This window comes from Dorea sp. YH-dor226 (assembly GCF_039832105.1).
In the GTDB taxonomy this organism is placed as follows: domain Bacteria; phylum Bacillota; class Clostridia; order Lachnospirales; family Lachnospiraceae; genus Dorea_A.
The window spans coordinates 22,155-44,588 of record NZ_JBDOHS010000015.1 but is presented as its reverse complement, the minus strand read 5'-3'; the positions used below and the strand labels follow the sequence as shown (position 1 = coordinate 44,588).

Here is a 22,434-nt window from a genome sequence, read left to right as displayed (position 1 = left end):
GTACTGTTTTGGGTTTAAGTCCAGTCCCGTTTGGACGGATCCGGATTGCGATCGAAGAAGATGCTCTTTCCGGAGATACTGAGCGGAATACCCATCCACAGGATATCTTCATCCAGATATCTCATTTCCTCTGCAGCTTTTCCAATGGACATCATAATACGGGTATCGATTCTTGCATCGGCAGCGATGCTGACGGCAGAAGAGATAGCGATACCGAGGTCTATGGATGCGAATACACAGGTTCCTCCTGCTTCTTTGCAGGCAGCACAGTCTTTGTTGCCACAATAGCCACAGTGTGAGATCCCGCGGTAAGAACGTTTTGCTCCGATCAGTACGACAGCCTGTGAGCGATGTACATTGTAAGCATCTCTTTCATACCATGCAACACCCTTGTCAGGAAAATTTCTTTCGCCGAATTCACGCATTTTAGCTACCAGTGCAGCTTTTTCCTCGCCGGTAATCACCATAGTATAGATTACGTCTTTTCCGGTTGCTTTTGGTGCAGTTCTTGCCGCTGCACACATCTGGGCGGCCGTCTGCAGCAAAGCCTGTTCTTCCATCTGATCACTGTAATATAACATAGTCATCCCTCTTTTCTCTTTTTTTAATTGCATTTGTGTCTTTGTATTCACAAGAGTACTGTAAAAAATGAGTCTATCTATACTATAACATGTGGACCTCGATTTTACATGACTTTTTTCATGGGAATAAATGCATGTGGTCTTGTTACAGAGAAGAATATGGAGTATAATAACGTCTGCAATAAGTGGAAATGAAGGAGAAGCAGGGTGGATACAGGAGATAAAATATTCTGGAAGAAGTTAGGACAGCTGGCGGCGCCGATCGCACTGCAGAATCTGATGCTGGCATCTGTGGCAGCTGCAGATGCGCTGATGCTGGGAAGGGTAACGCAGGACTCTATGTCAGCTGTGTCGCTGGCAACACAGATTCAGTTTGTACAGAACATGGTACTGGCTGCGATCGTCTCTACAATCGTGATTCTGGGGGCACAGTACTGGGGCAGACAGGATTCGAAGACGGTGAATGACATTTTCTGTATGGGACTTCGACTGAGTGTGGCAGCATCGCTACTCTTTTTTATCGGCTGTGTATGTTTTCCGCGGTATCTGATGCTGATATTTACGAACGAAGAAGCGCTGATTGTGATCGGCAGCAGATATCTGAGGATTGCAGGATGGTCTTATCTGCTGACCGGAATCTCGCAGTGTTATCTGGCAATCATGAAGGTCAGCGAGCATGCACTGCAGACGGCGATTGTTAGTTCCGGAGCAGTGCTTATTAATATCGTGTTAAATGCGGTGTTTATCTTCGGGCTTTTTGGAGCTCCGGCAATGGAAGTACAGGGAGCGGCACTGGCGACTTTGATTGCAAGGGTTATCGAACTGATCTGGGTGCTGAGCTACTCCTGTCGGAAAGGGTATATTCATCCGGAATGGAGACGTCTGTTTCACCGGAATCATCTGCTGGCGAAGGACTTTCGAAAGTGTATGCTTCCGCTTCTTGGGGCAAGTTTGTTCTGGGGAATCGGGTTTACATCCTATTCGGCATTTATGGGGCATCTTGGAACAGATGCGACGGCAGCTAATTCCATTGCGGCAGTGGTCAGAGATCTGGTATGCTGTCTGTGCAACGGTCTTGCCAACGGAGGGGGAATTCTGGTTGGAAATGAGCTTGGCGCCGGACATCTGGAGCGTGGAAAGAAGTACGGAGACCGTCTGGCAAAGATCGCATTTCTGACAGGTTTTTTATCGACGGCAATTATGCTGGCGGTGACTCCATTCGTTACGGGCTTTGTCAAGATGACAGATCAGGCAGAGCGATATCTGATCGGAATGATGGTCATTATGGCGTTCTATATGATCGGACGTACTGTCAATACGATCGTCATTAATGGAATCTTCGCCGCCGGAGGCGATACAATGTTTGATATGTACAGTCTGGCAGTCTGTATGTGGGGAATTGCGATCCCGCTGGCAGCAGCAGGGACATTTTTCCTGCACTGGCCTGTTCTGGTGGTGTATGCATGTACCTGTCTGGATGAAGTCGGAAAGATTCCGTGGGTTATGTACCATTACCGTAAGTATAGATGGGTGAAGGATCTGACACGGGAATTTGAAACATAGAAGAGATAATCTTAAGAGATTCTATAAAAATGTAAAGGGGATATAAGAAATGAAATCAGAATTTTATCAGGGAAATCGCGAAAGACTGTATGCAAAGCTTCCGGAAGGAGCTATGCTCGTATTGTTTTCGGGAGAGGAAGTAACAAAGACGAATGATGAATATTATCCGTTTTTCGCGGACAGAAGTTTTGTCTATCTGACAGGACTGGAATGTAAAGAGGCCGTTTTGTTTGCAAGGAAGGATGCAGAAGGAGCAGTCAGTGAAAGTCTGTATATCCTGCCGCCGAATCTGATGCAGGAGCGCTGGACCGGTGTGCGTGTCAAGCCGCAGGAAGCTTCAGATATATCCGGAGTTGAAGACGTTCGTTTTGGTCAGAATTTTGAAACCGATTTTCGTAGAATGGCAGCCGGAGGCAATTATGGATCTCTGTATCTGGATCTGTATCGCGTCAACGCATCAGATATTGATCGGCCGGCACAAAGATTTCTCAGATATACACAAAAGCATTTCCCGTATCTTCAGATCGGCAATGCGAATATCCTGATCCGTGAACTTAGACTGATCAAGCAGCCGTGTGAGATCGAAGCATTAAGGGAGGCAGAAAAGATTACAAAGGCTGGTATTCTTGCAATGATGAAAAGTTCCAGACCAGGCATGTATGAGTATCAGTATAAGGCGGAATTTGACCATGCGCTCGGTCAGTTCGGGCCGAAAGGACCGGGATTCCCGTCAATTATCTCTGCAGGAAAGAACAACTTCTGTATTCATTATTATTCATATCATGGACAGGCACAGGATGGTGATATGATTCTGAATGATGTAGGGGCACAGTATGATAACCTGATTACAGATGTATCCAGAGGATGGCCGTGTAACGGAAGATACAATGAGAGACAGAGACTGCTCTATGAGTGTGCACTTGCAACGTCGGATCATATGTTCCAGATCGTAAAGCCGGGTATGAAGATGATGGAGGTGGATGCGGAGATTCGCAGATATAATTGTGAGCGATTGAAGGATGCAGGTGTACTGAGTTCTTATGATGAGATCGGAACCTATATGTGGCATGGTGGTGCACACCACATCGGATTCGATGTTCATGATGTGGTGAAGACACCGGATGTTGTTGCACCGGGTATGGCATTCTGTATCGATGTGGGAATCTATCATGAAGAATGGGGAATCGGCTTCCGTCTGGAGGATAACTGCCTGGTGACAGAAGACGGATGTGAGAACCTGTCGGCAGATATCCCGAGAACGATAGAAGATATTGAGGCTGTGATGAATGAATAAAGAATAGATTATGCTATAAGAAGAGAAACCTGGTCGCTGATAAAGTGGATCGGGTTTCTCTTTTTTATGAAAACACTTGACGAAATTCGATTTCGTTTTTATAATACATATCAAACAGATAGGAAAACTTGGAGGTATGCTTATGAAAAATCCACTTCATTATCAATTGTCGGAATATGATTGTGGACCGACGTCAATGTTGAATGCCATCAGTTTTTTATTTGATCGTGAGGAGATCTCGCCGGTTATTATCCGTAATATCATGCTTTATTGTCTGGATTGTTATGACGGAGACGGTGTTATGGGTAAGAAGGGGACCTCCTGTGCGGCGATGATGTTTGATCCGTATTATGTGGAAGAAAAATATGAAGAACCCGGAATCGTGCAGGTAAAAGATCAGCCCTTCCGGTATAACCGGATTGTGGATGAAGAGCGGTTTAACCGCGAAACAACCGAATTATATGCCCTGGGGCCGGAAGGTGAGAGAGAAGCTGTAATTATCTATAACGACTGTACCAAAAAGACGATGGAGACAACCATCGAATATTTTATATAATGAAGAAAGAAGGAATCAAAAGAATGAGTCAGTATATCAAACGGGAAGAAGCATGGAAATTATTATTAAAGTATAATCAGGATTCATTTCATATTCAGCATGCGCTGACGGTAGAGGGTGTGATGAAATGGTATGCAGTGGAACTTGGATATTCGGAAGAAGCGGAATACTGGGGAATTGTCGGGCTGCTCCATGATATCGATTTTGAGCAATACCCAGAAGAACATTGCATCAAAGCCCCGGAACTGTTGCGTGAAGCCGGAGTCGGGGAGGATATCATCCATGCAGTCTGCAGTCATGGATATGCATTAACGGTAGACGTAAAGCCGGAGCATGAGATGGAAAAAGTCCTGTATGCGGTCGACGAGCTTACAGGTCTGATTGGTGCCGCAGCATTGATGCGTCCATCAAAAAGTGTTCAGGACATGGAAGTGAAGTCCGTTAAGAAGAAATATAAAAGCAAAAACTTTGCCGCAGGATGCTCCAGAGAAGTGATCGAACGTGGTGCGGATATGCTGGGATGGGAACTGAATACGCTGATTGAAAAGACCATTGATGCGATGAGGTCCTGTGAAGAAGAGATTCAAAAGGTACTTTTTCATTGAAAAGTTCATAAAATTTGTTATACTGAGAAACAGTAAGAGTAAGTACAATCTGGGGGAAATCATGGTTATTGAGAGAGTAGCAGAAAAAAACAGGATTGAGAGCAAGTTCGCACGGTATGTCTCTCAGAACATATTGGGAATGATCGGGATATCTGCCTATGTACTGGCAGATACCTTTTTTATCTCAAAGGCAGAAGGAGCAGATGGAATTACTGCGTTGAATCTGGTGCTTCCGATCTACAGTCTGATCTTTGGAGTCGGAGCGATGATCGGAGTGGGATCTGCAACGAGATTCAATATTCTGCGTGCCAGGAAAGATAGAAAGGCAGATGAGTTTTTTTCAAATGCGCTGATGTTTGCGCTGATATTTGGAATCGTTTTTATAGGCATGGGGATATTCGTACCGGGAAAACTGATCGCATTTCTTGGAGGAGATGCGAGGATTGTCGCGGTAGGTACCTCGTATACCAGAATCTTTCTGTTGTTTGCTCCATTTTTTATGGGGAACCACATCTGTAATGCATTTGTGAGAAATGACGGAAGTCCGTCTCTTGCAATGCAGGCGACACTCTTCAGCAGTCTGTTTAATATTGTGATGGATTATGTGCTGATGTTTCCATTTGGCATGGGCATGGCGGGAGCTGCGCTGGCAACTGCATTTTCGCCGGTCGTGGGAATTCTGATGTGCTGCCGGCACTTTTTCTCGAAGAGAAGCACTATTCGATGGGTATGGCGCAGACCTTCACTGAAACGGCTGATCGAAGCATGTCAGCTTGGAATGTCAGCGTTCATTGGTGAGATTGCTTCCGGAGTGACGACTGTGATCTTCAACTTTCTGATTCTGGGACTGGCGGGCAATGATGGTGTGGCAGCATATGGAATCGTTGCAAATACAGCGATCGTTGCCACTTCCATATTCAATGGAGTATCACAGGGGTCACAACCGCTTTTCAGTGAATGTTATGGAAAGGGAGATCGGGAATCTGTAAGAAAGATTCTTGAAATGGCAGTCGGAACTTCGATCGTGCTTGCAATACTGGTTGTTCTGGCTACCAATGTCTTTACAGAACCGATCGTGCGTATATTTAACAGTGAACAGAACGGGCAGATGGCAGTATATGCGTTGGAAGGTGTCAGACTCTATTTTATAGGCTTTCTGTTTGCGGGCTTTAATATGGTGGGAACCGGATACCTGGGAGCGACTGAGAAGGCCGGATGGGCATTTTTTACCTCAATTGTGAGAGGAGTACTTGCGATCAGCGTATGTGCATATGTGCTTGCGGGTCTGCTTGGAATGACCGGAATATGGCTTGCATTTCCGGCGGCAGAACTTCTGACGACCGCCTTAATGATCGCTGCTGTCAGAAAATCGGATTAGACGGAGTTTTGTAAGGCCATATTTTCTGAGGCAATTCGCTTCATTGGCTTGATTGAAAAGATGCAGACCAGAATCGTCAGAATGTCCGCTGCAGGCTGTGTAAAGTAGATTCCAGTCACACCGAGAAGTTTCGGCAGAGTCAGGATAAAGGGAACGTAGAAGATCCCTTGTCGGATCATGGAAAGAAAGAGTCCGAACCTTGATGAACCGATGGTCTGGAAAGTGATGGTCATCATATAACACAGGCCGAAGGCAGGATAAAGAGCTACCTGGGCAATCAAAAGGTATCTGCCGTATTCGATGATGAGTGGGTTGCGATTAAACAGCATAATCAACGGCTGTGACAGTATAATATACACTGCTTCGACGATTACTGTCAGAAGAAGAGAACCTTTCAAGGCAAAGCGCACGGACTGATGAAAGCGATTTTCGTTCTTTGCGCCAAATGCGTAGGATGCCACTGGCTGATAGCCCTGCATAAATCCCATGACAATATAGCATCCGATCAGAATCAGTCGCTGGACAACACCATAGGCAGCAATGATCTCATCTGCATCAGGCAGAGGAGCGGAAGCAATATTGGTCAGAGAAGAAGCAACGGAGAGGCAGATCTGTATTACTGCAGTTGGAATACCGATTAAAGTTACTGTTTTGATCAGCTTCCAGCTCGGCTGGAAAGATCTGACTTTAATCCTGATTACAGACCGACCACTGAGGTAGAACCACGCAAGGATGGCAAATGCAACAAACTGTGAAACTGTAGTTGCAAGAGAAGCACCTTCTACTCCCATGTTAAGACCAAAGTCAAACATAAAGATCGGATCCAGTATTACATTTAACAATGCACCTGTAATAACAGCGATCGAAGAAATCTTCACGGAAGATTCCGCGCGGGCAGAGCAGTTCATACTCTGTGCAGGTAGATTTGCCAGAGCTGCAATAAACATCCAGAATGCATAATCTTTGGCAAGAGGAAGTGATGCGTCTGAAGCGCCAAAGGAGCGCAGCAGAGGTTCTATAAAGAAAATGCCTCCTACACACAGAATTACACCGATTATGATGGACAGGCCGATAACGGTGGTTACGGTTATGCTGGCACCTTCGTCATCTTTTGCACCCAGCTGGCGTCCGGCAAGTACGGCGGCGCCGGCGGCAAAGATATTTTCAATAGATACCATAATTAACAATAACGGTAAGGTTACTCCTACAGCAGTCAGAGCCAGATTGGAATGCAGCATTCCGATATAAGCAGTATCCACAATGTTATAGACTGCTTTGGCTAATAGGGCAAGGGTTGCAGGAACTGCAAGTTTTACAATTGCTCTGGAAGGGTTCATGCTTCCGAGAACAGATTGCGATTGTGAAACTTTTTCAGTCATGTGAGGTCTCCTTTCTGTCAATAACGCCATAAAGTAATATTTCTAATGCCTTATGGCAGCGATCTTCACGAATTTCAAATTCCGCTGTGCTCATATGAGCAATCTGACACTTTGCGTTAATAAAATCCTGAAATTGGCGGAAGGTGTCTACCACCTCTGCGTTGGTAAAATGAGGATTCAGGGGCAGCAATTTCAGCAGATTTTTCAGAATATCGATATTCAGGTCATCATACGCCTGCATTCGTTCCTGAATGCCTTCTTTTAAATGAGCAGCTGAAAACATTCTTCCACACATGCAAGGTAAAGATCATCTTTGGTTTTAAAATAATGGTAGATGATTCCTTTTGATATATTCTGGGCAGCGCAAATGGTATTTACAGAGCTGGCTCCATAGCCTTTTTGTGAAAATTCAGCAAGTGCACTTTCCATAATCCGACGTTTGGTCTGTTGATTTTTTTCTTCGCGATTCATAAGATCATCCTTTTGCAAAAAAATTGACCATCGGGTCTATTTTGTAGCATGTCACAAATAGACCTGGTGGTCAATATTATTCACTGGAAAAATCCAGAAGTCTATAGATCGGGTAAGAAGGTGTTACAGGAAAACGTATTATAGCATCAGTCCCATAACATACAGGTCATAATATACCCCGTCTACACGTGTTTGATTACGCAGATGTCCTTCAATCTCAAATCCAAACTTTTCATACAGTTTTACAGCGACCTCGTTGGCGCAAAGTGTATCCAGTTGAATTCGAGTAGTAATTCCATTCTCTTTACAGAAGTCGATCAGACGTCGGATGATCTCACTTCCGATCCCTTTTTTCTGGTACTTTTTCGCAACAACAATTCCGAGCTCTCCCTGATGACGGGATTTGATCTTGTTGCCGGAATGGATGGTTCCGATTCCTGCGATCTCCTGTCCATCCATGGCAAGGATCATGATGCATGCCGGATGAGCATTGGTTGACAGAATGTCCTCCCGCTGCTGTTCTTCATTCATTGGATACTCGTCTTTTTCGAAGCTGAGATAAAATGTCTCTCCGCCTACATAATTGTAGAAGTCTACAATCTTTCCGGCATCCTCTACAACGGGTTCACGATAGATAATATTGCCTGTTTCACACATAATGGTTTCCTTCTTATATTTTTTATGTGTATGAACAAAAATTAATCTTCTGCAACAATACTGATTCCTGTACCGTATGCTTTCGGTCCTACATGGCATCCGACACTGTAAGACAGTGGATCATAGTATACATAAGCACCCGGAAAGGCATCTTCCATCATCTGTTTCCATTCGGATGCTTCCTGTTCCGTCAGATTGGCGCCGGCAGTACCGATCAGCAGGCGCTCTGCAGGAATATCTTTAAATCGCGTCTCTCTGTCATTCTTTAAAGCCTCTACCATCCTGGCCTTGCACTTTTTCATGCCGCGAAGCTTGGCAAACGCATCCAGTTTTTCACCTTGAATCGTCAGAAGAGGCTTGATATTCAGCACAGCTCCAAGCGCAGCACCGGCAGGTGTGACTCTGCCCCCTTTTTTCAGAAATTCCAGAGTGTCTACTGCGATGTAGATGCTGGAGTTGTAAGCATCTGCTTCCAGTTTTGCCTTAATCTCTTTTGCAGGAAGGCCTGCGTCAGCAAGTTTTTTTGCATATAGAACAGAAGCCTTTTGTGTTACGGAGATTCTGTGATTGTCTGCAACCATGACTTTGCCGTCATAGTCTGCAGAAAGGCTGATCGCAGTGGGGCAGGAAGCGCTTAATCCACTGGACATCGGGATGTGAATGATCTCGTCATATCCTTCCTTCAGAATCTGATCCCACATGTCCATGACGTCCGCGGGAGAAGGCTGGGATGTGGATACATTCTTTCCGCCTTTCAGACTCTCGTAGAATTCTTCTTCTGTGAGGTCAATCCCCTCATAACGAGTCTCTTCATCGATAATGACCGGCATGGGCAGAAGAAAGATCCCCATGGATCTGGCGTCCTGCTGGCTGATTCCGCTGTTTGTGTCAGTCATAACAGCTGTTTTCATAGGTGAAAATCCTCCTTTGTTCTTATTCTTATTCTAATCGGTTCGCTCTTTTCCCCAGAAGAACAATGCTACGGTTCCAGGGCCTGTGTGGCTTCCTATGGTGGTTCCGACACTGTAGATCTCAACGCGTCCGTTTAATTTTGGAAACCGTGCTTCTACCAGATCGGCAACAGCTCGTGCATCCTCATAACACCCGGAATGTGAGATATAGCATTTCCCGGAATATTCCAGTCCGTCATCTGCACACTCTTCCATCTTATCAACGATCGCACGAATAACTTTTTTCTTTGTGCGGATCTTGTAACGGGGAATCAGATGCCCTTCGTTATCCATATTAAGAAGCGGGCAGAGACTCAAGGCACCTCCGATAAATCCGGCTGTTTTGGAGATTCTTCCACCTTTTACATAGAAGGTAAGGTCTGTGGAGAAAAACCAGTGATGCAGATTTAACTTGTGTGCCTCCGCATAATCCCGGACTTCTTCGATACTTTTTCCCTCATCACGAAGGTCCGCCAGGCGGTCCATCAAAAGGCCATAACCGGAGGAAGCACCCAGTGAGTCAACAATGTAGATCCTGCGATCCGGATAACGTTCTTCCAGTTCGGATCTGGCAATCATGGCTGAATTAATGACACCGGAGATTCCCGAAGACAGACATACATGCAGAATGTCTTTTCCCTCTTTCAGAAATGATTCGAAATAAGTTTCGAATTCATCTGCGTTTACCTGGGATGTCTTCGTTTCGGCGCCGTCGGCCATTGCCTTGTAAAACTGGTCAAATGGAATAGATTTTCCAAGGTCATCGGTATATTCTTTCCCGTTTAATTCAAAATGGAAGCAAATATAGGAAATATCGCGTGCTTTAAAATGTTCTTCTGTAAGGTCTGCTGTGGAACAGCAGCTGATTATAAAATTACTCATGTTTATCATACACTCCTTTCTGGAACTCAAAGAAACTTCAAGTATTCTAAACATCAAAATTGTAACATTTTCGTGGAACAAATTCAACATTTCCACAAGGAACGCAAAGAAATCTCCTGAAATTATGTTATACTGACTGCAGAAAGAGAAGGTGGAGGATAAATATGAGAATGCATATGGAAGAATGCAGATTATGTCCGCGAAATTGCAAAGTAAACAGAAGTGGGGGACAAAAGGGATACTGTGGGGCATCTGAAAAACTTGTTGTTGCCCGTGCCGCTCTTCATATGTGGGAGGAGCCCTGTATATCAGGGGCTTCCGGATCCGGAGCGGTGTTCTTTTCCGGATGTCCCATGCGCTGCAGATTCTGCCAGAATTATCAAATTGCGGCGGCGAAAAGAGGAAAAGTCATATCGATCGAACGGTTGGCACAGATCTTTCTGGAACTTCAGGAAAAAGGGGCTGCCAATATCAATCTGGTCACGCCGACGCATTACACGCCGCACATCATAGAAGCACTGGATATAGCCAGAAGCAATGGTCTGCATCTTCCAATCGTATATAATACCAGCGGATATGAAAAGCCGGAGACTCTGAAAAGACTGGAAGGATATGTAGATATCTATCTTCCGGACTTTAAGTACATGGACAGTGCACTGGCAAAGGAATATTCCAATGCTCCGGATTATCCGGAATATGCAAAAAGTGCATTGGAAGAGATGGTAAGACAGACCGGAACACTGAAGATGGATGAAAGAACCGGGATGGCGCTTTCGGGCGTAATCGTACGGCATCTGGTGCTTCCAGGACATGTGAAAAATTCAAAAGCAGTACTGCGATATCTGTATGAGACCTATGGCGACCGTATCTATATCAGCATCATGAATCAGTATACTCCGATGCCGCAGGTCAAAGAACATAAGACCCTTAGCCGGAAAGTGACAAAAAGAGAGTACGAAAAAGTCATAGATTATGCACTGGAATTAGGGATAGAATGCGGCTTTTTCCAGGAAGGAGATGTAGCAGAAGAAAGCTTCATCCCGGAATTCGATAACGAAGGAGTATAGACATCAGCGATATCTACAAGAAAAGCTGAGGGAGTATAAAAAGCCCGTCATAGGATATTGAGCTCTAAACAGAACAATCATCGATATTTACAAGAAAAGCTGAGGTAAGCGAATCAGCGTCGAAGCGTTCTTGTAAATATCGATGATGTCAGGCTTAGAATCATCTCATAAATTGATTGATTACATGGAGTACCCCGTCCTCATCATTGGAGCGCGTTACATAATCTGCCTTCTCCAGCACAGCAGGCTGCGCATTGGCCATTGCGACTCCAAGCCCGGCGGTCTCGATCATGGTAATATCATTATATCCGTCTCCGCAGCAGATCATCTGTTCTGCAGTAAGACCGATACTCGTCAGCAGCCGCAGCAGAGAATGTGCCTTATCGATGCAGGGCGGCATGACTTCCAGGAAAAACGGATCGGAGCAGTAGATGTTGAGTGCGGACCGGAAATGTTCTCTTAACCGCTTTTGAATCTGCTGCAATACTTCGGGATCTCCGGGAATCAGAAGCTTATTGGAGTCCTTCGGGATGTGCTGCAGGAAGTCTTCCCCGACGCAGTCAATCGGTGCATGATTGATAAAGGACTCCAGTTCAGTGTACTGATTCGGCCGGAAGCCGGAGATCAGTCTGTCCGGAGGATATGCAAGGATATCGATTCCGGTATCTTTGTATTCACTGGCAATCTGATATACAGGTTCGAAGCACCAGGTCGGAAGCGTTTTGTTGTAGATTGCATTTCCGGTGCGGCAATCGGTAATCCGGGCACCGTTAAAAGACAGAATATAGCTTCCGTATGTTTCCAGATGCAGCTGCTTCGCAAGAGGGAGAACCCCTTTGGTAGGACGGCCGCTGGCAAGCACCACTTTCTTTCCTGCTTTCTGTATGTCAATCAATGCTTCTAAAGTAGGTCTGGTAATCTCTTTTTTGGAGTTGGTAAGTGTACCGTCCAGATCAAGAGCAAGAATCTGATAATCCATAGTCTTTCGTTCTCCTGTTATATGTTGGTCAGTGCGTCTACAATCTCAGGGAAATGCATTCCATGAGAAGCTTTGACCAGAATATTGTCACCTTCCTGAAGGATGTCATTCATGGCATTCAGGAATTCTGCTTTATCGGCAAACCAGAGCGCTTTCGTGGCAGTACTCTTTTTTACGGCTCCGTCTACCATCTCGCGACAGAGATCGCCGATTCCGCATAACAGGTCGATGCCATGTTCAGCTGCGTACTCTCCAACACTGCGGTGAAGTTCTTTCTCATCTTCTCCAAGTTCTCCCATATCTCCAAGTACAGCCACTTTTCTTCCGATTGCCATGTTCAGAACATCGATGGAAGCCATCATGGAGATCGGATTGGCATTGTAGCAGTCGTCGAGAATGATCAGACGGTCTGTCTTTATGATATTGCCGCGTCCCGGGATGGAAGGAAGTCCTTCGATACCGGCTTTAATCTCGTCGGCTGTCAGTCCGAGTGCATAACCTGCAGCCGCACCTGCAAGGGCATTGCTGACCATGTGGATACCCGGAAGTGGAACGATACAGTCGAAGGAAGTTCCGTCTTTTAAGGTGATGGTGCATGCAGTTCCGCGAAGTCCCAGTGGCTCTATATTGTCTGCGCGGAACTGGCAGTTGTCGCCCTGCCCGAAGAAGACAGGAGACACGCCTTTGATCGGTCCGACATTGGCAAGAAGGTCATCATCGCCGTTCAGAATGATAGTTCCTTTGTCTTTCATATCCTGGATCATCTGAGTCTTTTCCTGAAGGATACCCTCCCTGGTCTTAAAGAATTCCAGATGTGCAACACCGATATTGGTGATAATGCAGATATCCGGGCTTGAGACGGAAGAGAGACGGCGCATCTCGCCAAAATGATTGACGCCCATCTCCAGCACAGCGACTTCGGTATCTTCCGGCATATCGAAGATGGTAATCGGAAGTCCCCATTCATTGTTAAAATTCCCCAGAGTCTTGTGTACTTTATATTTCTGAGAGAGAACGGAAGCAATCATCTCTTTCGTACTTGTCTTTCCCACACTTCCTGTGATTCCGACTACTTTCATGTCGAATGAATCACGATACAGCTTGGCAATATCCAGTAAAGCCTGACCGGTGGATTCTACCAGAATATAGGGATAATCTGTTTCACCGAGATCTTCATGTGATACGACACACAAGGCACCTGCCTGAATGGTATCAGGAATAAATTTGTGTGCATTTACACGTTCTCCGTCGATTGCAACGAAGAGATATCCCGGCTGTACCTTACGGCTGTCTATGACGACGCCTGATACCTCTTCTGATAATTTGCCGGTATCACCGTGGTAAGTGCCGCGACATGCTTTTGTAATATGTTCTAAGGTAAGGTTCTTCATAATTCATATCTCCTTGCGTCAGAAAAGGCCAGACCTCAGATGTTACTTAAGAGGAAAGGCCAGTTTTATTAATAACGTGTTTTGATTGACTCCTGAATGATTGCCTCACAGAGCTCGTTGTAGGCGTATCCGGCTTCTCTGGCCGCTTTTGGAAGAAGACTTGCCGGAGTCATTCCCGGAAGAGCGTTCATTTCCAGGCAATAGAATTCACCGTCAGAGTCATCAATGATAAAATCTGCACGGGCATAAACATCCATGCGGAGAGTTTCAAATGCTTTTTCTCCTGCGCGCTGAATCTTTTCCTGTGTTTCCTGATCCAGAGATACCGGAGGGCAGATCTCTTTGGCGCCGCCGTCCTGATATTTGTTCTCATAGCTGAATACTCCGTCCTTCGGGATGATCTCAACGAGAGGGAGTGCTTTGCCGGCAAAGATGCCGCAGGCAAATTCCCGGCCCTTGATATAAGGCTCGATCACTACTTCATCAGTATGGTCGATATCGAAAGACTGATGGATTGCATCTGCATATTCTTCTTCTGTATGGCAGATGTAGACACCGATACTGGAACCGTTGGAGCATGGCTTGATGACCAGCGGAAGGTAGTAGCCAAGATCCTTCAGAGGGGTGTCCTTGGTTCTGATGTCGAGAGAGGTTCCGCGAGGAGTCGGAACGCCGGACATTTTGAATATCTGCTTTGCCACCAGTTTGTTCATGGATAATGCACAGCCAAGAGAATTCGGACCGGTGTAATGGATTCCGAGTGTGTCAAAAGTAGCCTGTAGTTTTCCGTCTTCTCCGATAGATCCGTGAAGACCCATAAAAGTGATGTCCGCCATGCGGCAGAGCTCGATTACATTTGGTCCGAGAAGGCTTTCAGACTGATCCGGACGCGACTTGCGAAGTGCTTCCAGATCGGGTGCAGTCGTCTTGATTCCTTCAGCCAGTCCAAGACCGGCATCCGGAAGATCGAATACTTCTTCCAGACGATCGGAATCATACGGAAGTCCAAAGAATGGATCAAGCAGATATGCCTGATGGCCATTCTCTCTCAAAGTACGGCAGATACCTGCGCCTGATATCAGAGATACATCACGTTCGGGACTGAGTCCTCCGGCTAATACAATAATTTTCATAGTTTTTTTCCTTTCTTAGTCAGTCATATTCATCTGGTCTAACAGAGATTTTTTTACTTCATAAAGCTTTGGTGATAAGTCCACATATACCTGATGTGGATAGAAGAGACGCTTGGTTTCTTCCCACAGAGTACTCTTTTCAGCTTTACAATATTCCGCAATCTCTTTTACGGAAGGAGACTGGTAGATACATTCTCCATTTCGGAATACGGGTACGAGAATCTCACGCATCGTATAGGAACCGCCCGGAAGCTTCGTCTTTTTCCAGGTTTCCAGAGGATCGAATAACAGCATATCTTCTCTGGGGTCGAAGGTCTCATCTGCAAAGCAGATCAGGTCAGCCTTTACTTTTCCGGTTGCCTTATCATAGATACGGAAAATGGTTTTATTTCCCGGGTTGGTAATCTTTTCTGTATTTTCAGAGATCTTGATCTTCGGTACAAATTCGCCGGCCTCATTCTGGATTGCTGCAAGCTTATAGACGCCTCCGAAAGAAGGGCAGTCCTTGGAAGTGATCAGGTTGGTGCCGACACCCCATGAATTGATGGCTGCGCCCTGGATCTTCAGGTCATGCAGAAGGTATTCATCCAGATCATTGGAAGCACAGATGGAAGCATCCGTAAATCCGGCCGCATCCAGCATCTTTCTGGCTTCTTTGGACAGATATGCAAGGTCACCGCTGTCAAGACGGATTCCGTATTTCTGGAATTTCTTTCCGGAATCTTTGTATTCCTGGAATACGCGGATGGCGTTTGGTACGCCGGATTTTAATGTGTCGTAGGTGTCGACCAGCAAGGTGCAGTTGTCCGGATACATTTCTGCATAGGTCTTAAAAGCAGTATATTCATCCGGAAAACTCATGATCCAGCTGTGGGCATGGGTTCCCATCACAGGAACATCAAACATCTGACCTGCAAGTACGTTGGAGGTACCGACACACCCGCCGATCATAGCAGCACGTGCACCATACAGACCCGCATCCGGTCCCTGTGCTCTTCGCAGACCGAATTCCATGATACCGTCACCATTGGCGGCAAATACGATACGGGAAGTTTTGGTCGCGATCAGAGACTGATGATTGATGATGTTCAGAATCGCAGTTTCTACTAATTGTGCTTCCATAATCGGTGCGATCACCTTCAGAAGAGGTTCTTTTGGAAATACAACCGTACCTTCCGGAATCGCATAAATATCCCCGCTGAAATGAAAGCCGCTGAGATAATGAAGAAAATCATCTTTAAAAATTCCAAGACTTCTCAGATAATCAACATCTTCATAAGAAAAGTTCAGATTTTTGATATATTCTATTACCTGTTCGAGTCCGGCACAGACGGAATAACCATTGCTGCATGGGTTCTGACGGAAGAAAACGTCGAAGATGACTTTCTCGTTCTGACCTTTTTCATAATATCCCTGCATCATCGTAAGTTCATACAGATCCGTCAGTAACGTAAGATTTCGTTCACTCATTTTTATAAAAGCTCCTTTTTATACGCCTTTTTTACGGTGTTTTTTTTCTGATATTTAAATTACGTTTTATTATAGCACCTGAAAGTACAAAAGTAAAAGAAAAAGTAAATCAGGCGTTAAAGAAGCGCCTGATTTTTATTGATTGTTTCCTGTATGATATTGCTGCAGTATTCTCCGATATGCTTTTTGGTCTCTTTATCCAGTTCCTTTGGATAGATCGGAGTGCCGTATTCCAGAATGACGTGTGTCTTTTTGATTCGTGGAAAATGACTTTCAAAGATATCGGCAGTATTGTTGATGCTCATCGGTATGATCGCGCATCCCGTCTTATCTGCAATCTTGAAGGAACCATTGTGGAAAGGAAGAAGAGATAATTCCTCTCCTTTGTTCCGTGTGCCTTCCGGAAAGATGCAGATAGAGATGCCCTGTTTGATATAATCGATTGCCTGCAGGATGGTCTTCAGGCCTTCCTTCGGGTTGCTGCGGTCCAGGAAGAGACAATAGAGCCGTTTCATCCAGGTGCTGAGCAGAGGAATCGACAGCATCTCTTTTTTTGCAATATATCCGGTCAGCCTTTTGCAGCGTGCATAAGTAATCAGAATGTCAAAGTAGCTGCGGTGGTTGCCGATGAACAGAACCGGTTCATCCGGAACATTTTCCTCTCCGATCACGGTGATCTCCACACCGGTAATCTTGAGGATCGTGTTGAATCCCCACTGAACGATGCGAAGACTGCTGTAATCCATCGTGTTCTTACTGAAACGCCCGATCAGCCATTCGATACCGAGAACCGGAATCCCGAGAATCAGAAATAAAATCAGAAATAAAAATACAAATGTAATTCTTATCATAATAAGCTTTATCCTTTCTGTAATTCAGTAGTATGTGTATCATTGCATTTTATTATACTACAAAAGTGGTATTTTTCACAGTACTCATGTGTATGATAATAAAGAGAATATTTTGAAGCAGGACAGTATGAAAAGATTATGTGCAGTACTTGCTGTTATACTGTGTGCTTTCTGTCTGAGCGGCTGTAAAGCAGGGAAGATAGAGGGGAAAAAACTTCGTGATATTGAATATACTGTGGTGGATAAGTCGGAGATACCGGAAGAACTTGCGCAGGAGATAGAGCAGGCAAAATGCGAAGAGATGAAGATGTGTTATGGGGATCAGGGATATCTGTATATTGTCCGGGGATACGGGGGGCAGGATACGAACGGTTACAGTGTGAAAGTGGATGCCTGTTATGAAACGGAAAATGGCATATATCTCAGAACCGATCTGCTGGGACCGGATAAGGACCAGGAGATCCTGGATAAAAAAACATTCCCATATCTTGTGATTAAGACGGAGTATACAGATAAACAGGTTATCTATGAGTAGGAGGCGAAAAAGATGGAGTATATTACAAGGCGTATGCAGACTTTCCGCTCGGGAAAGACAATGATTGATCAGTTTTACATTGATGATGATTATAATGTACCGGATGCAAAAAGTGACGTGAAGGAAATTATAATGTCAGAGGGTACTCTTAATATAGAAGATATGAAGGTGGTAGAGAATTATGTTCGGGCAGCAGGCAAGCTGAATTTTAAGGTCCTGTATATTACAGAGGATGGGAGCGGGCGTCTTGCCAGCCTGGAAGGAAGAATTCCGTTCGAGGAGATGATCTATCTGGAACAGGAGCCGCAGGGAAATCTGATCATAAAAGCGAAGGAAGCAGACCTGACGGTAACGGCAATTCATTCCAGAAAACTGAACATCAAGACTTTGGCAGAGATCACACTTGCCTGCGAAGGAATGCAGGAATCGGAGATTACAATGGATATTGATTCGGATATCCCGATATATAAGAAAATAGAAGAAAAAGAACTTCTGAAGGTGTACTGGTCAGGGAAGGATACTTATCGGATCAAAGAGGAGATCGTACTGAATGGAACGAAAGAAAATATTGGGAATATGCTGTGGACGAATGTGGATAGCAGAAAAATGGATACCAGGCTGAAGGAAGATGAATTGCAGATACAGGGAGAGCTGATGGTATTTTGTCTGTATGAAACCCTGGATGGAAAGACAGACTGGATCAGCCAGAATGTGCCATATGAAGGACGAATCGCTTGCAGCGGTGCTCAGGAATCGATGTATCACCATATGAATTCTGAACTGACGGATGTAAACATTGAGACAAGAATGGATGAAAATGGCGAAATGCGTCTGATTGGAGTAGAAGCTACTCTGGAGATTCGTATGGTTATATATGAAGAAGAAAAACTGAATATTCTGTCAGATCTGTATTCTCTGGAACGGGTGTGCGTTCCGACAGCCAGTGAACTTCTGCTGGAGCAGCTTCTGATGCAGAACCATTCCAAATGCAGGGTGACAGAGCAGCTGTCCCTGCCGGAGATCAAGGACAGCATTCTGCAGATCTGCCAGAGCAGTGCAAGGATTCAGCTGGAACGTACGACACCGACAGACGGAGGAATTCAGATTGAAGGTGTGCTTCACTTAAGTTTTCTGTATATTAAGGCAGATGATATGGCTCCGTTTGATACCTGGCAGGGCATGGTGCCATTTTCCTATCTGATGGAAAGTAATGAGACCACAGAGGATATGGTCTGTGATCTTACATATGCGGTCGAGCAGCTCTCGATAGGGCTGTTGGGAAGTGAAGAAGTGGAGGTAAAGGCAGTGCTCGCATTTCACAGCTTTATCAGAAGGCCGGTTACGATCACGAATATTGAGTCTGTGGATTTTGAAGCCGTCAATATGGAAGAAGTGGAGAAGCGGCCGGGAATTACGGGATATATTGTCCGGGAAGGGGATGTACTGTGGGATCTGGCAAAACGTTACAGCACGACCGTTGAGGGAATCATGGAAATAAATCATCTGGAAAAAGAAGAGATAAAGTCGGGTGATAAAATATTGATTTTTAAAGAAAATATGAGTATACTATAAGTACACTGTATACAAGATACACGGGTGCGATACACATTTGAAGGAGAACACATATGAATAAACTGGAATTAAAAGCACTGGGAAAGATTAACCTTGGACTGGATGTTCTGGGAAGAAGAGAAAATGGATATCATGATGTGCGGATGGTCATGCAGACACTGTACCTGTATGATCAGATCCGGATGCAGAAGACAAAAGAACCGGGAATCAGGCTCTCCACCAACCTGTATTATCTGCCTGCCGACGAAAATAATCTTGCATATAAAGCAGCGGATCTTCTGATGCGGGAATTTGAGATCAAAGAAGGCGTGGATATTTCGCTTGAGAAGCATATCCCTGTAGCTGCCGGAATGGCAGGAGGAAGTTCGAATGCGGCAGCAGTTCTGTTCGGGATGAACCGGATGTTTTCACTGGGATTGTCGCAGAAAGAACTGATGGACAGAGGTGTAACTCTCGGAGCAGATGTACCATATTGTGTGATGCGGGGAACCGTCCTTGCAGAAGGAATCGGCGAGATACTGACACCGCTTCCGGCGATGCCGAAGTGCCATGTACTGATCGCCAAGCCTCCGATCAGTGTATCTACAAAACTGGTCTATGAAAAGCTGGATTCACATGAGATTACGGAACATCCGGACATCGATGGTATTCTGGATGGGCTGAAGTCAAAGAATCTGAAAAAGATTGCTTCCTGTATGGGCAACGTACTGGAAAAAGTCACGATCGAAGAATATCCGGTAATCGAAGAGATCAAGAATGTCATGAAAGAGAACGGTGCACTCAATGCAATGATGAGCGGCAGCGGACCAACGGTATTTGGCATATACGAAGAAAAAGAACGGGCAAAAAGAGCAGCACAGAAGATAAAAGATCTTCAGTTGGCAAAGCAGGTGTATGTAACAGGCATACATAATGCAAGGAGGAGATAGAGAATGGAATCAAACTTTACAGTAAACATGAACGAGTATCTGCCGCTCAGAGATGTGGTATTCAATACACTCAGACAGGCAATCCTTCGGGGAGAGCTGAAGCCGGGAGAACGTCTGATGGAGATTCAGCTTGCCAACAAGCTGGGGGTCAGCCGGACTCCGATCCGTGAAGCCATTCGAAAGCTGGAACTGGAAGGGCTGGTCCTGATGATTCCAAGAAAAGGAGCAGAAGTTGCGGATATCTCGGAAAAAAGCTTAAGAGATGTGCTGGAAGTCAGAAAGGCACTGGAAGAGCTGGCAGTTCAGCTGGCATGTGATAAGATCACAAAAGAAGAGATCGAGGATCTGAAAAAGGCGGCAGAAGATTTTAAAAAGATTTTAAAAAGCAGGGATATTACAGAAATCGCAGAAGCGGACGTGCGTTTTCATGATATTATCTTTATGGCTACGGATAATCAGAAGCTGGTTCAGCTTCTGAATAATCTGAGGGAGCAGATGTATCGTTTCCGTGTGGAATATCTGAAGAATGAAGAAGTACATCCACAGCTGATCGCGGAGCATGAGAAGATCATAGAGCATATTATGGAGCGGGATAAGGCAAAAGCATCTGCCATAGTAAGTGAACATATCAACAATCAGGTAGAAGGTGTGATAGATATTATCCGTACAAAACAAAGTGAAACGGAATAAAATGCAGGATTGTGTCAAGACTCCTTAATAGATTCAGAGGTAATATTAAGGAGAGTGATACATAATGACTCGTATAGAGAAAATACTGAGAAAATGTAGCAGAAAACAGCTGATCTGTGCTATACTGGGAATCTGCATTGCCATGATCCTGACTACAAAGATCGTGGGACGCAGAATGGCGTATGTAGAAGCAAAATATCAGGATACACAGCAGGCGCTCGCCGGCGAGGTGTTCCGTTTTCACGTGATTGCAAACAGTGACAGCAGCGAAGACCAGAAGGTCAAGTTAAAAGTCAGAGATGCGGTAATTTCATATATGAAGGAAAGCATGGATCCGAAGGATGCGGATGTGGAACAGACCAGACAGTGGGTCACGGAGCATTTGGATGAGATAGAAGAGATCGCCCGGCAGGTAGTTCGTGCACAGGGAGATACTTATGAAATATCCGCAGAAGTGACAAAGTGCTATTTCCCGGATAAATATTACGGAGATATCCTGTTTCCCGAAGGGTGGTATGACGCCCTGCGTATCAGACTGGGAAAAGCTTCCGGTCATAACTGGTGGTGCGTGCTATATCCAAATCTCTGTTTTATGAATACCACATGTGCGGTTGTGGATGAAGATGGAAAGAAAAAGCTGAAGGATGCACTCAGTGCACAGGAGTATGAGATGATAACTGCATCTTCAGAATTTAAGATAAAATGGTTCTTTTTCGGAGAAGGTCGGGAGGAAGAACCTTAACAGAAAGGGGTAACGGGATATGCAGAAAATTCCCAGATATACATTTGACGGCAGGATCCGATTCAGTGAAGTAGATCACACAAAGAAGATCACACTTCCGGGAATTGTGAATTATTTTCAGGATTGCAGTACGTTCCAGTCAGAAGAACTCGGGCTGGGAATCGACCACTGCAAAGAACTGAAGAAGGCATGGATTCTGTCTTCCTGGCAGGTTGTGGTGGAACGTTATCCGGAACTGGGCGAGGAGATCAGTGTCAGTACCTGGGCAACCGGATTTAATGGATTGTTTGGAGATCGCAACTTCTGTATGTGCGACAAAGAACAGAAAAAGATCGCGTATGCGAATTCTCTGTGGGTATATATGGATATGGAAAAGGGAAGACCGTCAAGACCGGCAGCAGAAGAGATTGAACCGTATGGAGAGAGCGAACCTCTGGAGATGGAATATGCTTCCAGAAAGATCACACTTCCGGAAAAAACAGAAGAAAGAGAAGCATTTCCGGTCAGGAGATATCATATTGATACGAATGAACATGTCAATAACTGTCAGTATGTGCAGATGGCGATGGAACTGCTTCCGTCGGACCTTGAGATCCGTCAGCTTCGCGTAGAATATAAAAAATCAGCAGTATATGGGGATATCATATATCCGGGAATCGCATGTGAAGAAGACAGAACGATCGTAGAATTGTGCGATGAGGCCGGAAAGCCATATGCAATTGAAGAATTCAGGTTCAGATAAATGTAATGGGAGAACGA

Annotated in this window: 24 protein-coding genes; 12 read left to right on the top strand and 12 right to left on the bottom strand. The window is 45.1% G+C overall.

Translation table 11 applies throughout. From position 1 onward, the window contains the following. Positions 1–14 precede the first annotated feature (14 nt). The gene (locus ABE547_RS11825) at positions 15–581 is read right to left on the bottom strand and encodes a DUF2148 domain-containing protein (RefSeq protein WP_347378982.1); all 567 of its coding nucleotides are present in this window, start codon (positions 579–581) and stop codon (positions 15–17) included. A gap of 207 nt (positions 582–788) precedes the next feature. Between ABE547_RS11825 and ABE547_RS11820 the strand changes: the two genes are divergently transcribed. The 5 genes from ABE547_RS11820 (at position 789) to ABE547_RS11800 (ending at position 5,977) form a co-directional block, all read left to right on the top strand. Further along, entirely contained in the window at positions 789–2,144 is a 1,356-nt protein-coding gene (locus ABE547_RS11820; RefSeq protein ID WP_347378981.1) for an MATE family efflux transporter, read from the top strand. A gap of 49 nt (positions 2,145–2,193) precedes the next feature. Beyond that, positions 2,194–3,438, top strand: coding sequence for an aminopeptidase P N-terminal domain-containing protein (locus ABE547_RS11815; protein WP_347378980.1), 1,245 nt, complete (start codon positions 2,194–2,196; stop codon positions 3,436–3,438). Between the two features lie 142 nt (positions 3,439–3,580). After that, entirely contained in the window at positions 3,581–3,994 is a 414-nt protein-coding gene (locus tag ABE547_RS11810; protein ID WP_347378979.1) for a hypothetical protein, read from the top strand. Between the two features lie 23 nt (positions 3,995–4,017). Continuing rightward, the gene (locus ABE547_RS11805) at positions 4,018–4,599 is read left to right on the top strand and encodes an HD domain-containing protein (RefSeq protein ID WP_347378978.1); all 582 of its coding nucleotides are present in this window, start codon (positions 4,018–4,020) and stop codon (positions 4,597–4,599) included. A gap of 61 nt (positions 4,600–4,660) precedes the next feature. Next, positions 4,661–5,977 carry an MATE family efflux transporter gene (locus ABE547_RS11800; RefSeq protein WP_347378977.1) on the top strand — a complete coding sequence of 439 codons (1,317 nt, stop codon included), beginning with the start codon at positions 4,661–4,663 and terminating at the stop codon, positions 5,975–5,977. Here ABE547_RS11800 and ABE547_RS11795 read toward each other — a convergent pair. The 6 genes from ABE547_RS11795 to ABE547_RS11770 all read right to left on the bottom strand — a co-directional run bounded on the left by ABE547_RS11795 (position 5,974) and on the right by ABE547_RS11770 (position 10,316). Next, on the bottom strand, positions 5,974–7,356 hold the full coding sequence (locus ABE547_RS11795) for an MATE family efflux transporter (protein ID WP_347378976.1): 1,383 nt from the start codon (positions 7,354–7,356) through the stop codon (positions 5,974–5,976). The two genes, ABE547_RS11800 and ABE547_RS11795, sit on opposite strands and share 4 nt — an antisense overlap. Then, on the bottom strand, positions 7,349–7,639 hold the full coding sequence (locus ABE547_RS11790; RefSeq protein ID WP_347378975.1) for a hypothetical protein: 291 nt from the start codon (positions 7,637–7,639) through the stop codon (positions 7,349–7,351). Before ABE547_RS11790 ends, ABE547_RS11795 begins: the two co-directional genes overlap by 8 nt. Continuing rightward, a complete protein-coding gene (locus ABE547_RS11785) occupies positions 7,618–7,827 on the bottom strand; it encodes a TetR/AcrR family transcriptional regulator (RefSeq protein ID WP_347378974.1) in 210 nt (69 codons plus the stop codon). The genes ABE547_RS11790 and ABE547_RS11785 overlap by 22 nt, the downstream gene beginning before the upstream one ends. A 138-nt stretch (positions 7,828–7,965) precedes the next feature. After that, complete coding sequence (locus ABE547_RS11780; protein WP_347378973.1) at positions 7,966–8,484, bottom strand: GNAT family protein; 519 nt, start codon at positions 8,482–8,484, stop codon at positions 7,966–7,968. A gap of 41 nt (positions 8,485–8,525) precedes the next feature. Beyond that, a complete protein-coding gene (locus ABE547_RS11775) occupies positions 8,526–9,395 on the bottom strand; it encodes a DegV family protein (RefSeq protein WP_347378972.1) in 870 nt (289 codons plus the stop codon). A gap of 33 nt (positions 9,396–9,428) precedes the next feature. Then, positions 9,429–10,316, bottom strand: coding sequence for a DegV family protein (locus ABE547_RS11770; protein ID WP_347378971.1), 888 nt, complete (start codon positions 10,314–10,316; stop codon positions 9,429–9,431). A 164-nt stretch (positions 10,317–10,480) separates the two neighbouring features. Here ABE547_RS11770 and ABE547_RS11765 point away from each other — a divergent pair, with 164 nt between their 5' ends. Then, a complete protein-coding gene (locus ABE547_RS11765; protein ID WP_347378970.1) occupies positions 10,481–11,383 on the top strand; it encodes a radical SAM protein in 903 nt (300 codons plus the stop codon). Positions 11,384–11,543: 160 nt separating this feature from the next. Here the strand turns inward: ABE547_RS11765 and ABE547_RS11760 are convergent, their stop codons facing one another. The 5 genes from ABE547_RS11760 to ABE547_RS11740 form a co-directional block, all read right to left on the bottom strand. Next, positions 11,544–12,362, bottom strand: a complete 819-nt coding sequence (locus tag ABE547_RS11760; RefSeq protein ID WP_347378969.1) for a Cof-type HAD-IIB family hydrolase — start codon at positions 12,360–12,362, stop codon at positions 11,544–11,546. A gap of 17 nt (positions 12,363–12,379) precedes the next feature. Continuing rightward, entirely contained in the window at positions 12,380–13,753 is a 1,374-nt protein-coding gene (gene murF / locus ABE547_RS11755; RefSeq protein WP_347378968.1) for a UDP-N-acetylmuramoyl-tripeptide--D-alanyl-D-alanine ligase, read from the bottom strand. Between the two features lie 68 nt (positions 13,754–13,821). Then, a complete protein-coding gene (locus ABE547_RS11750; protein ID WP_347378967.1) occupies positions 13,822–14,886 on the bottom strand; it encodes a D-alanine--D-alanine ligase in 1,065 nt (354 codons plus the stop codon). Between the two features lie 15 nt (positions 14,887–14,901). After that, the gene (locus ABE547_RS11745; RefSeq protein WP_347378966.1) at positions 14,902–16,356 is read right to left on the bottom strand and encodes a nicotinate phosphoribosyltransferase; all 1,455 of its coding nucleotides are present in this window, start codon (positions 16,354–16,356) and stop codon (positions 14,902–14,904) included. A gap of 116 nt (positions 16,357–16,472) precedes the next feature. After that, positions 16,473–17,207 (bottom strand): lysophospholipid acyltransferase family protein, encoded by a 735-nt coding sequence (locus ABE547_RS11740; protein ID WP_347378965.1) that lies wholly within the window; start codon positions 17,205–17,207, stop codon positions 16,473–16,475. A 127-nt stretch (positions 17,208–17,334) separates the two neighbouring features. On the opposite strand from ABE547_RS11740, the gene ABE547_RS11735 reads away from it, so the two are divergent. From ABE547_RS11735 to ABE547_RS11710, 6 genes are all read left to right on the top strand, one after another. Then, positions 17,335–17,742, top strand: coding sequence for a protease complex subunit PrcB family protein (locus ABE547_RS11735; RefSeq protein WP_347378964.1), 408 nt, complete (start codon positions 17,335–17,337; stop codon positions 17,740–17,742). A gap of 12 nt (positions 17,743–17,754) precedes the next feature. Then, positions 17,755–19,314, top strand: coding sequence for an SPOCS domain-containing protein (locus ABE547_RS11730; protein WP_347378963.1), 1,560 nt, complete (start codon positions 17,755–17,757; stop codon positions 19,312–19,314). Positions 19,315–19,367: 53 nt separating this feature from the next. Further along, positions 19,368–20,243: a 4-(cytidine 5'-diphospho)-2-C-methyl-D-erythritol kinase gene (gene ispE / locus ABE547_RS11725; protein WP_347378962.1), complete on the top strand. Its 876-nt coding sequence runs from the start codon at positions 19,368–19,370 to the stop codon at positions 20,241–20,243. A 3-nt stretch (positions 20,244–20,246) separates the two neighbouring features. After that, positions 20,247–20,933 carry a GntR family transcriptional regulator gene (locus ABE547_RS11720; protein WP_347378961.1) on the top strand — a complete coding sequence of 229 codons (687 nt, stop codon included), beginning with the start codon at positions 20,247–20,249 and terminating at the stop codon, positions 20,931–20,933. A gap of 64 nt (positions 20,934–20,997) precedes the next feature. After that, positions 20,998–21,675 (top strand): stage II sporulation protein R, encoded by a 678-nt coding sequence (spoIIR, locus tag ABE547_RS11715; RefSeq protein WP_347378960.1) that lies wholly within the window; start codon positions 20,998–21,000, stop codon positions 21,673–21,675. Between the two features lie 19 nt (positions 21,676–21,694). Further along, positions 21,695–22,417, top strand: coding sequence for an acyl-ACP thioesterase domain-containing protein (locus ABE547_RS11710; protein WP_347378959.1), 723 nt, complete (start codon positions 21,695–21,697; stop codon positions 22,415–22,417). Positions 22,418–22,434: the final 17 nt, after the last annotated feature.

Coding starts and splice junctions, on each gene's coding strand:
- ABE547_RS11825 (WP_347378982.1), bottom strand. CDS start 581: ATGTTATATTACAGTGATCAGATGGAAGAACAGGCTTTGCTGCAGACG.
- ABE547_RS11815 (WP_347378980.1), top strand. CDS start 2,194: ATGAAATCAGAATTTTATCAGGGAAATCGCGAAAGACTGTATGCAAAG.
- ABE547_RS11810 (WP_347378979.1), top strand. CDS start 3,581: ATGAAAAATCCACTTCATTATCAATTGTCGGAATATGATTGTGGACCG.
- ABE547_RS11805 (WP_347378978.1), top strand. CDS start 4,018: ATGAGTCAGTATATCAAACGGGAAGAAGCATGGAAATTATTATTAAAG.
- ABE547_RS11800 (WP_347378977.1), top strand. CDS start 4,661: ATGGTTATTGAGAGAGTAGCAGAAAAAAACAGGATTGAGAGCAAGTTC.
- ABE547_RS11795 (WP_347378976.1), bottom strand. CDS start 7,356: ATGACTGAAAAAGTTTCACAATCGCAATCTGTTCTCGGAAGCATGAAC.
- ABE547_RS11790 (WP_347378975.1), bottom strand. CDS start 7,639: ATGTTTTCAGCTGCTCATTTAAAAGAAGGCATTCAGGAACGAATGCAG.
- ABE547_RS11785 (WP_347378974.1), bottom strand. CDS start 7,827: ATGAATCGCGAAGAAAAAAATCAACAGACCAAACGTCGGATTATGGAA.
- ABE547_RS11780 (WP_347378973.1), bottom strand. CDS start 8,484: ATGTGTGAAACAGGCAATATTATCTATCGTGAACCCGTTGTAGAGGAT.
- ABE547_RS11775 (WP_347378972.1), bottom strand. CDS start 9,395: ATGAAAACAGCTGTTATGACTGACACAAACAGCGGAATCAGCCAGCAG.
- ABE547_RS11770 (WP_347378971.1), bottom strand. CDS start 10,316: ATGAGTAATTTTATAATCAGCTGCTGTTCCACAGCAGACCTTACAGAA.
- ABE547_RS11765 (WP_347378970.1), top strand. CDS start 10,481: ATGAGAATGCATATGGAAGAATGCAGATTATGTCCGCGAAATTGCAAA.
- ABE547_RS11760 (WP_347378969.1), bottom strand. CDS start 12,362: ATGGATTATCAGATTCTTGCTCTTGATCTGGACGGTACACTTACCAAC.
- murF (WP_347378968.1), bottom strand. CDS start 13,753: ATGAAGAACCTTACCTTAGAACATATTACAAAAGCATGTCGCGGCACT.
- ABE547_RS11750 (WP_347378967.1), bottom strand. CDS start 14,886: ATGAAAATTATTGTATTAGCCGGAGGACTCAGTCCCGAACGTGATGTA.
- ABE547_RS11745 (WP_347378966.1), bottom strand. CDS start 16,356: ATGAGTGAACGAAATCTTACGTTACTGACGGATCTGTATGAACTTACG.
- ABE547_RS11740 (WP_347378965.1), bottom strand. CDS start 17,207: ATGATAAGAATTACATTTGTATTTTTATTTCTGATTTTATTTCTGATT.
- ABE547_RS11735 (WP_347378964.1), top strand. CDS start 17,335: ATGAAAAGATTATGTGCAGTACTTGCTGTTATACTGTGTGCTTTCTGT.
- ABE547_RS11730 (WP_347378963.1), top strand. CDS start 17,755: ATGGAGTATATTACAAGGCGTATGCAGACTTTCCGCTCGGGAAAGACA.
- ispE (WP_347378962.1), top strand. CDS start 19,368: ATGAATAAACTGGAATTAAAAGCACTGGGAAAGATTAACCTTGGACTG.
- ABE547_RS11720 (WP_347378961.1), top strand. CDS start 20,247: ATGGAATCAAACTTTACAGTAAACATGAACGAGTATCTGCCGCTCAGA.
- spoIIR (WP_347378960.1), top strand. CDS start 20,998: ATGACTCGTATAGAGAAAATACTGAGAAAATGTAGCAGAAAACAGCTG.
- ABE547_RS11710 (WP_347378959.1), top strand. CDS start 21,695: ATGCAGAAAATTCCCAGATATACATTTGACGGCAGGATCCGATTCAGT.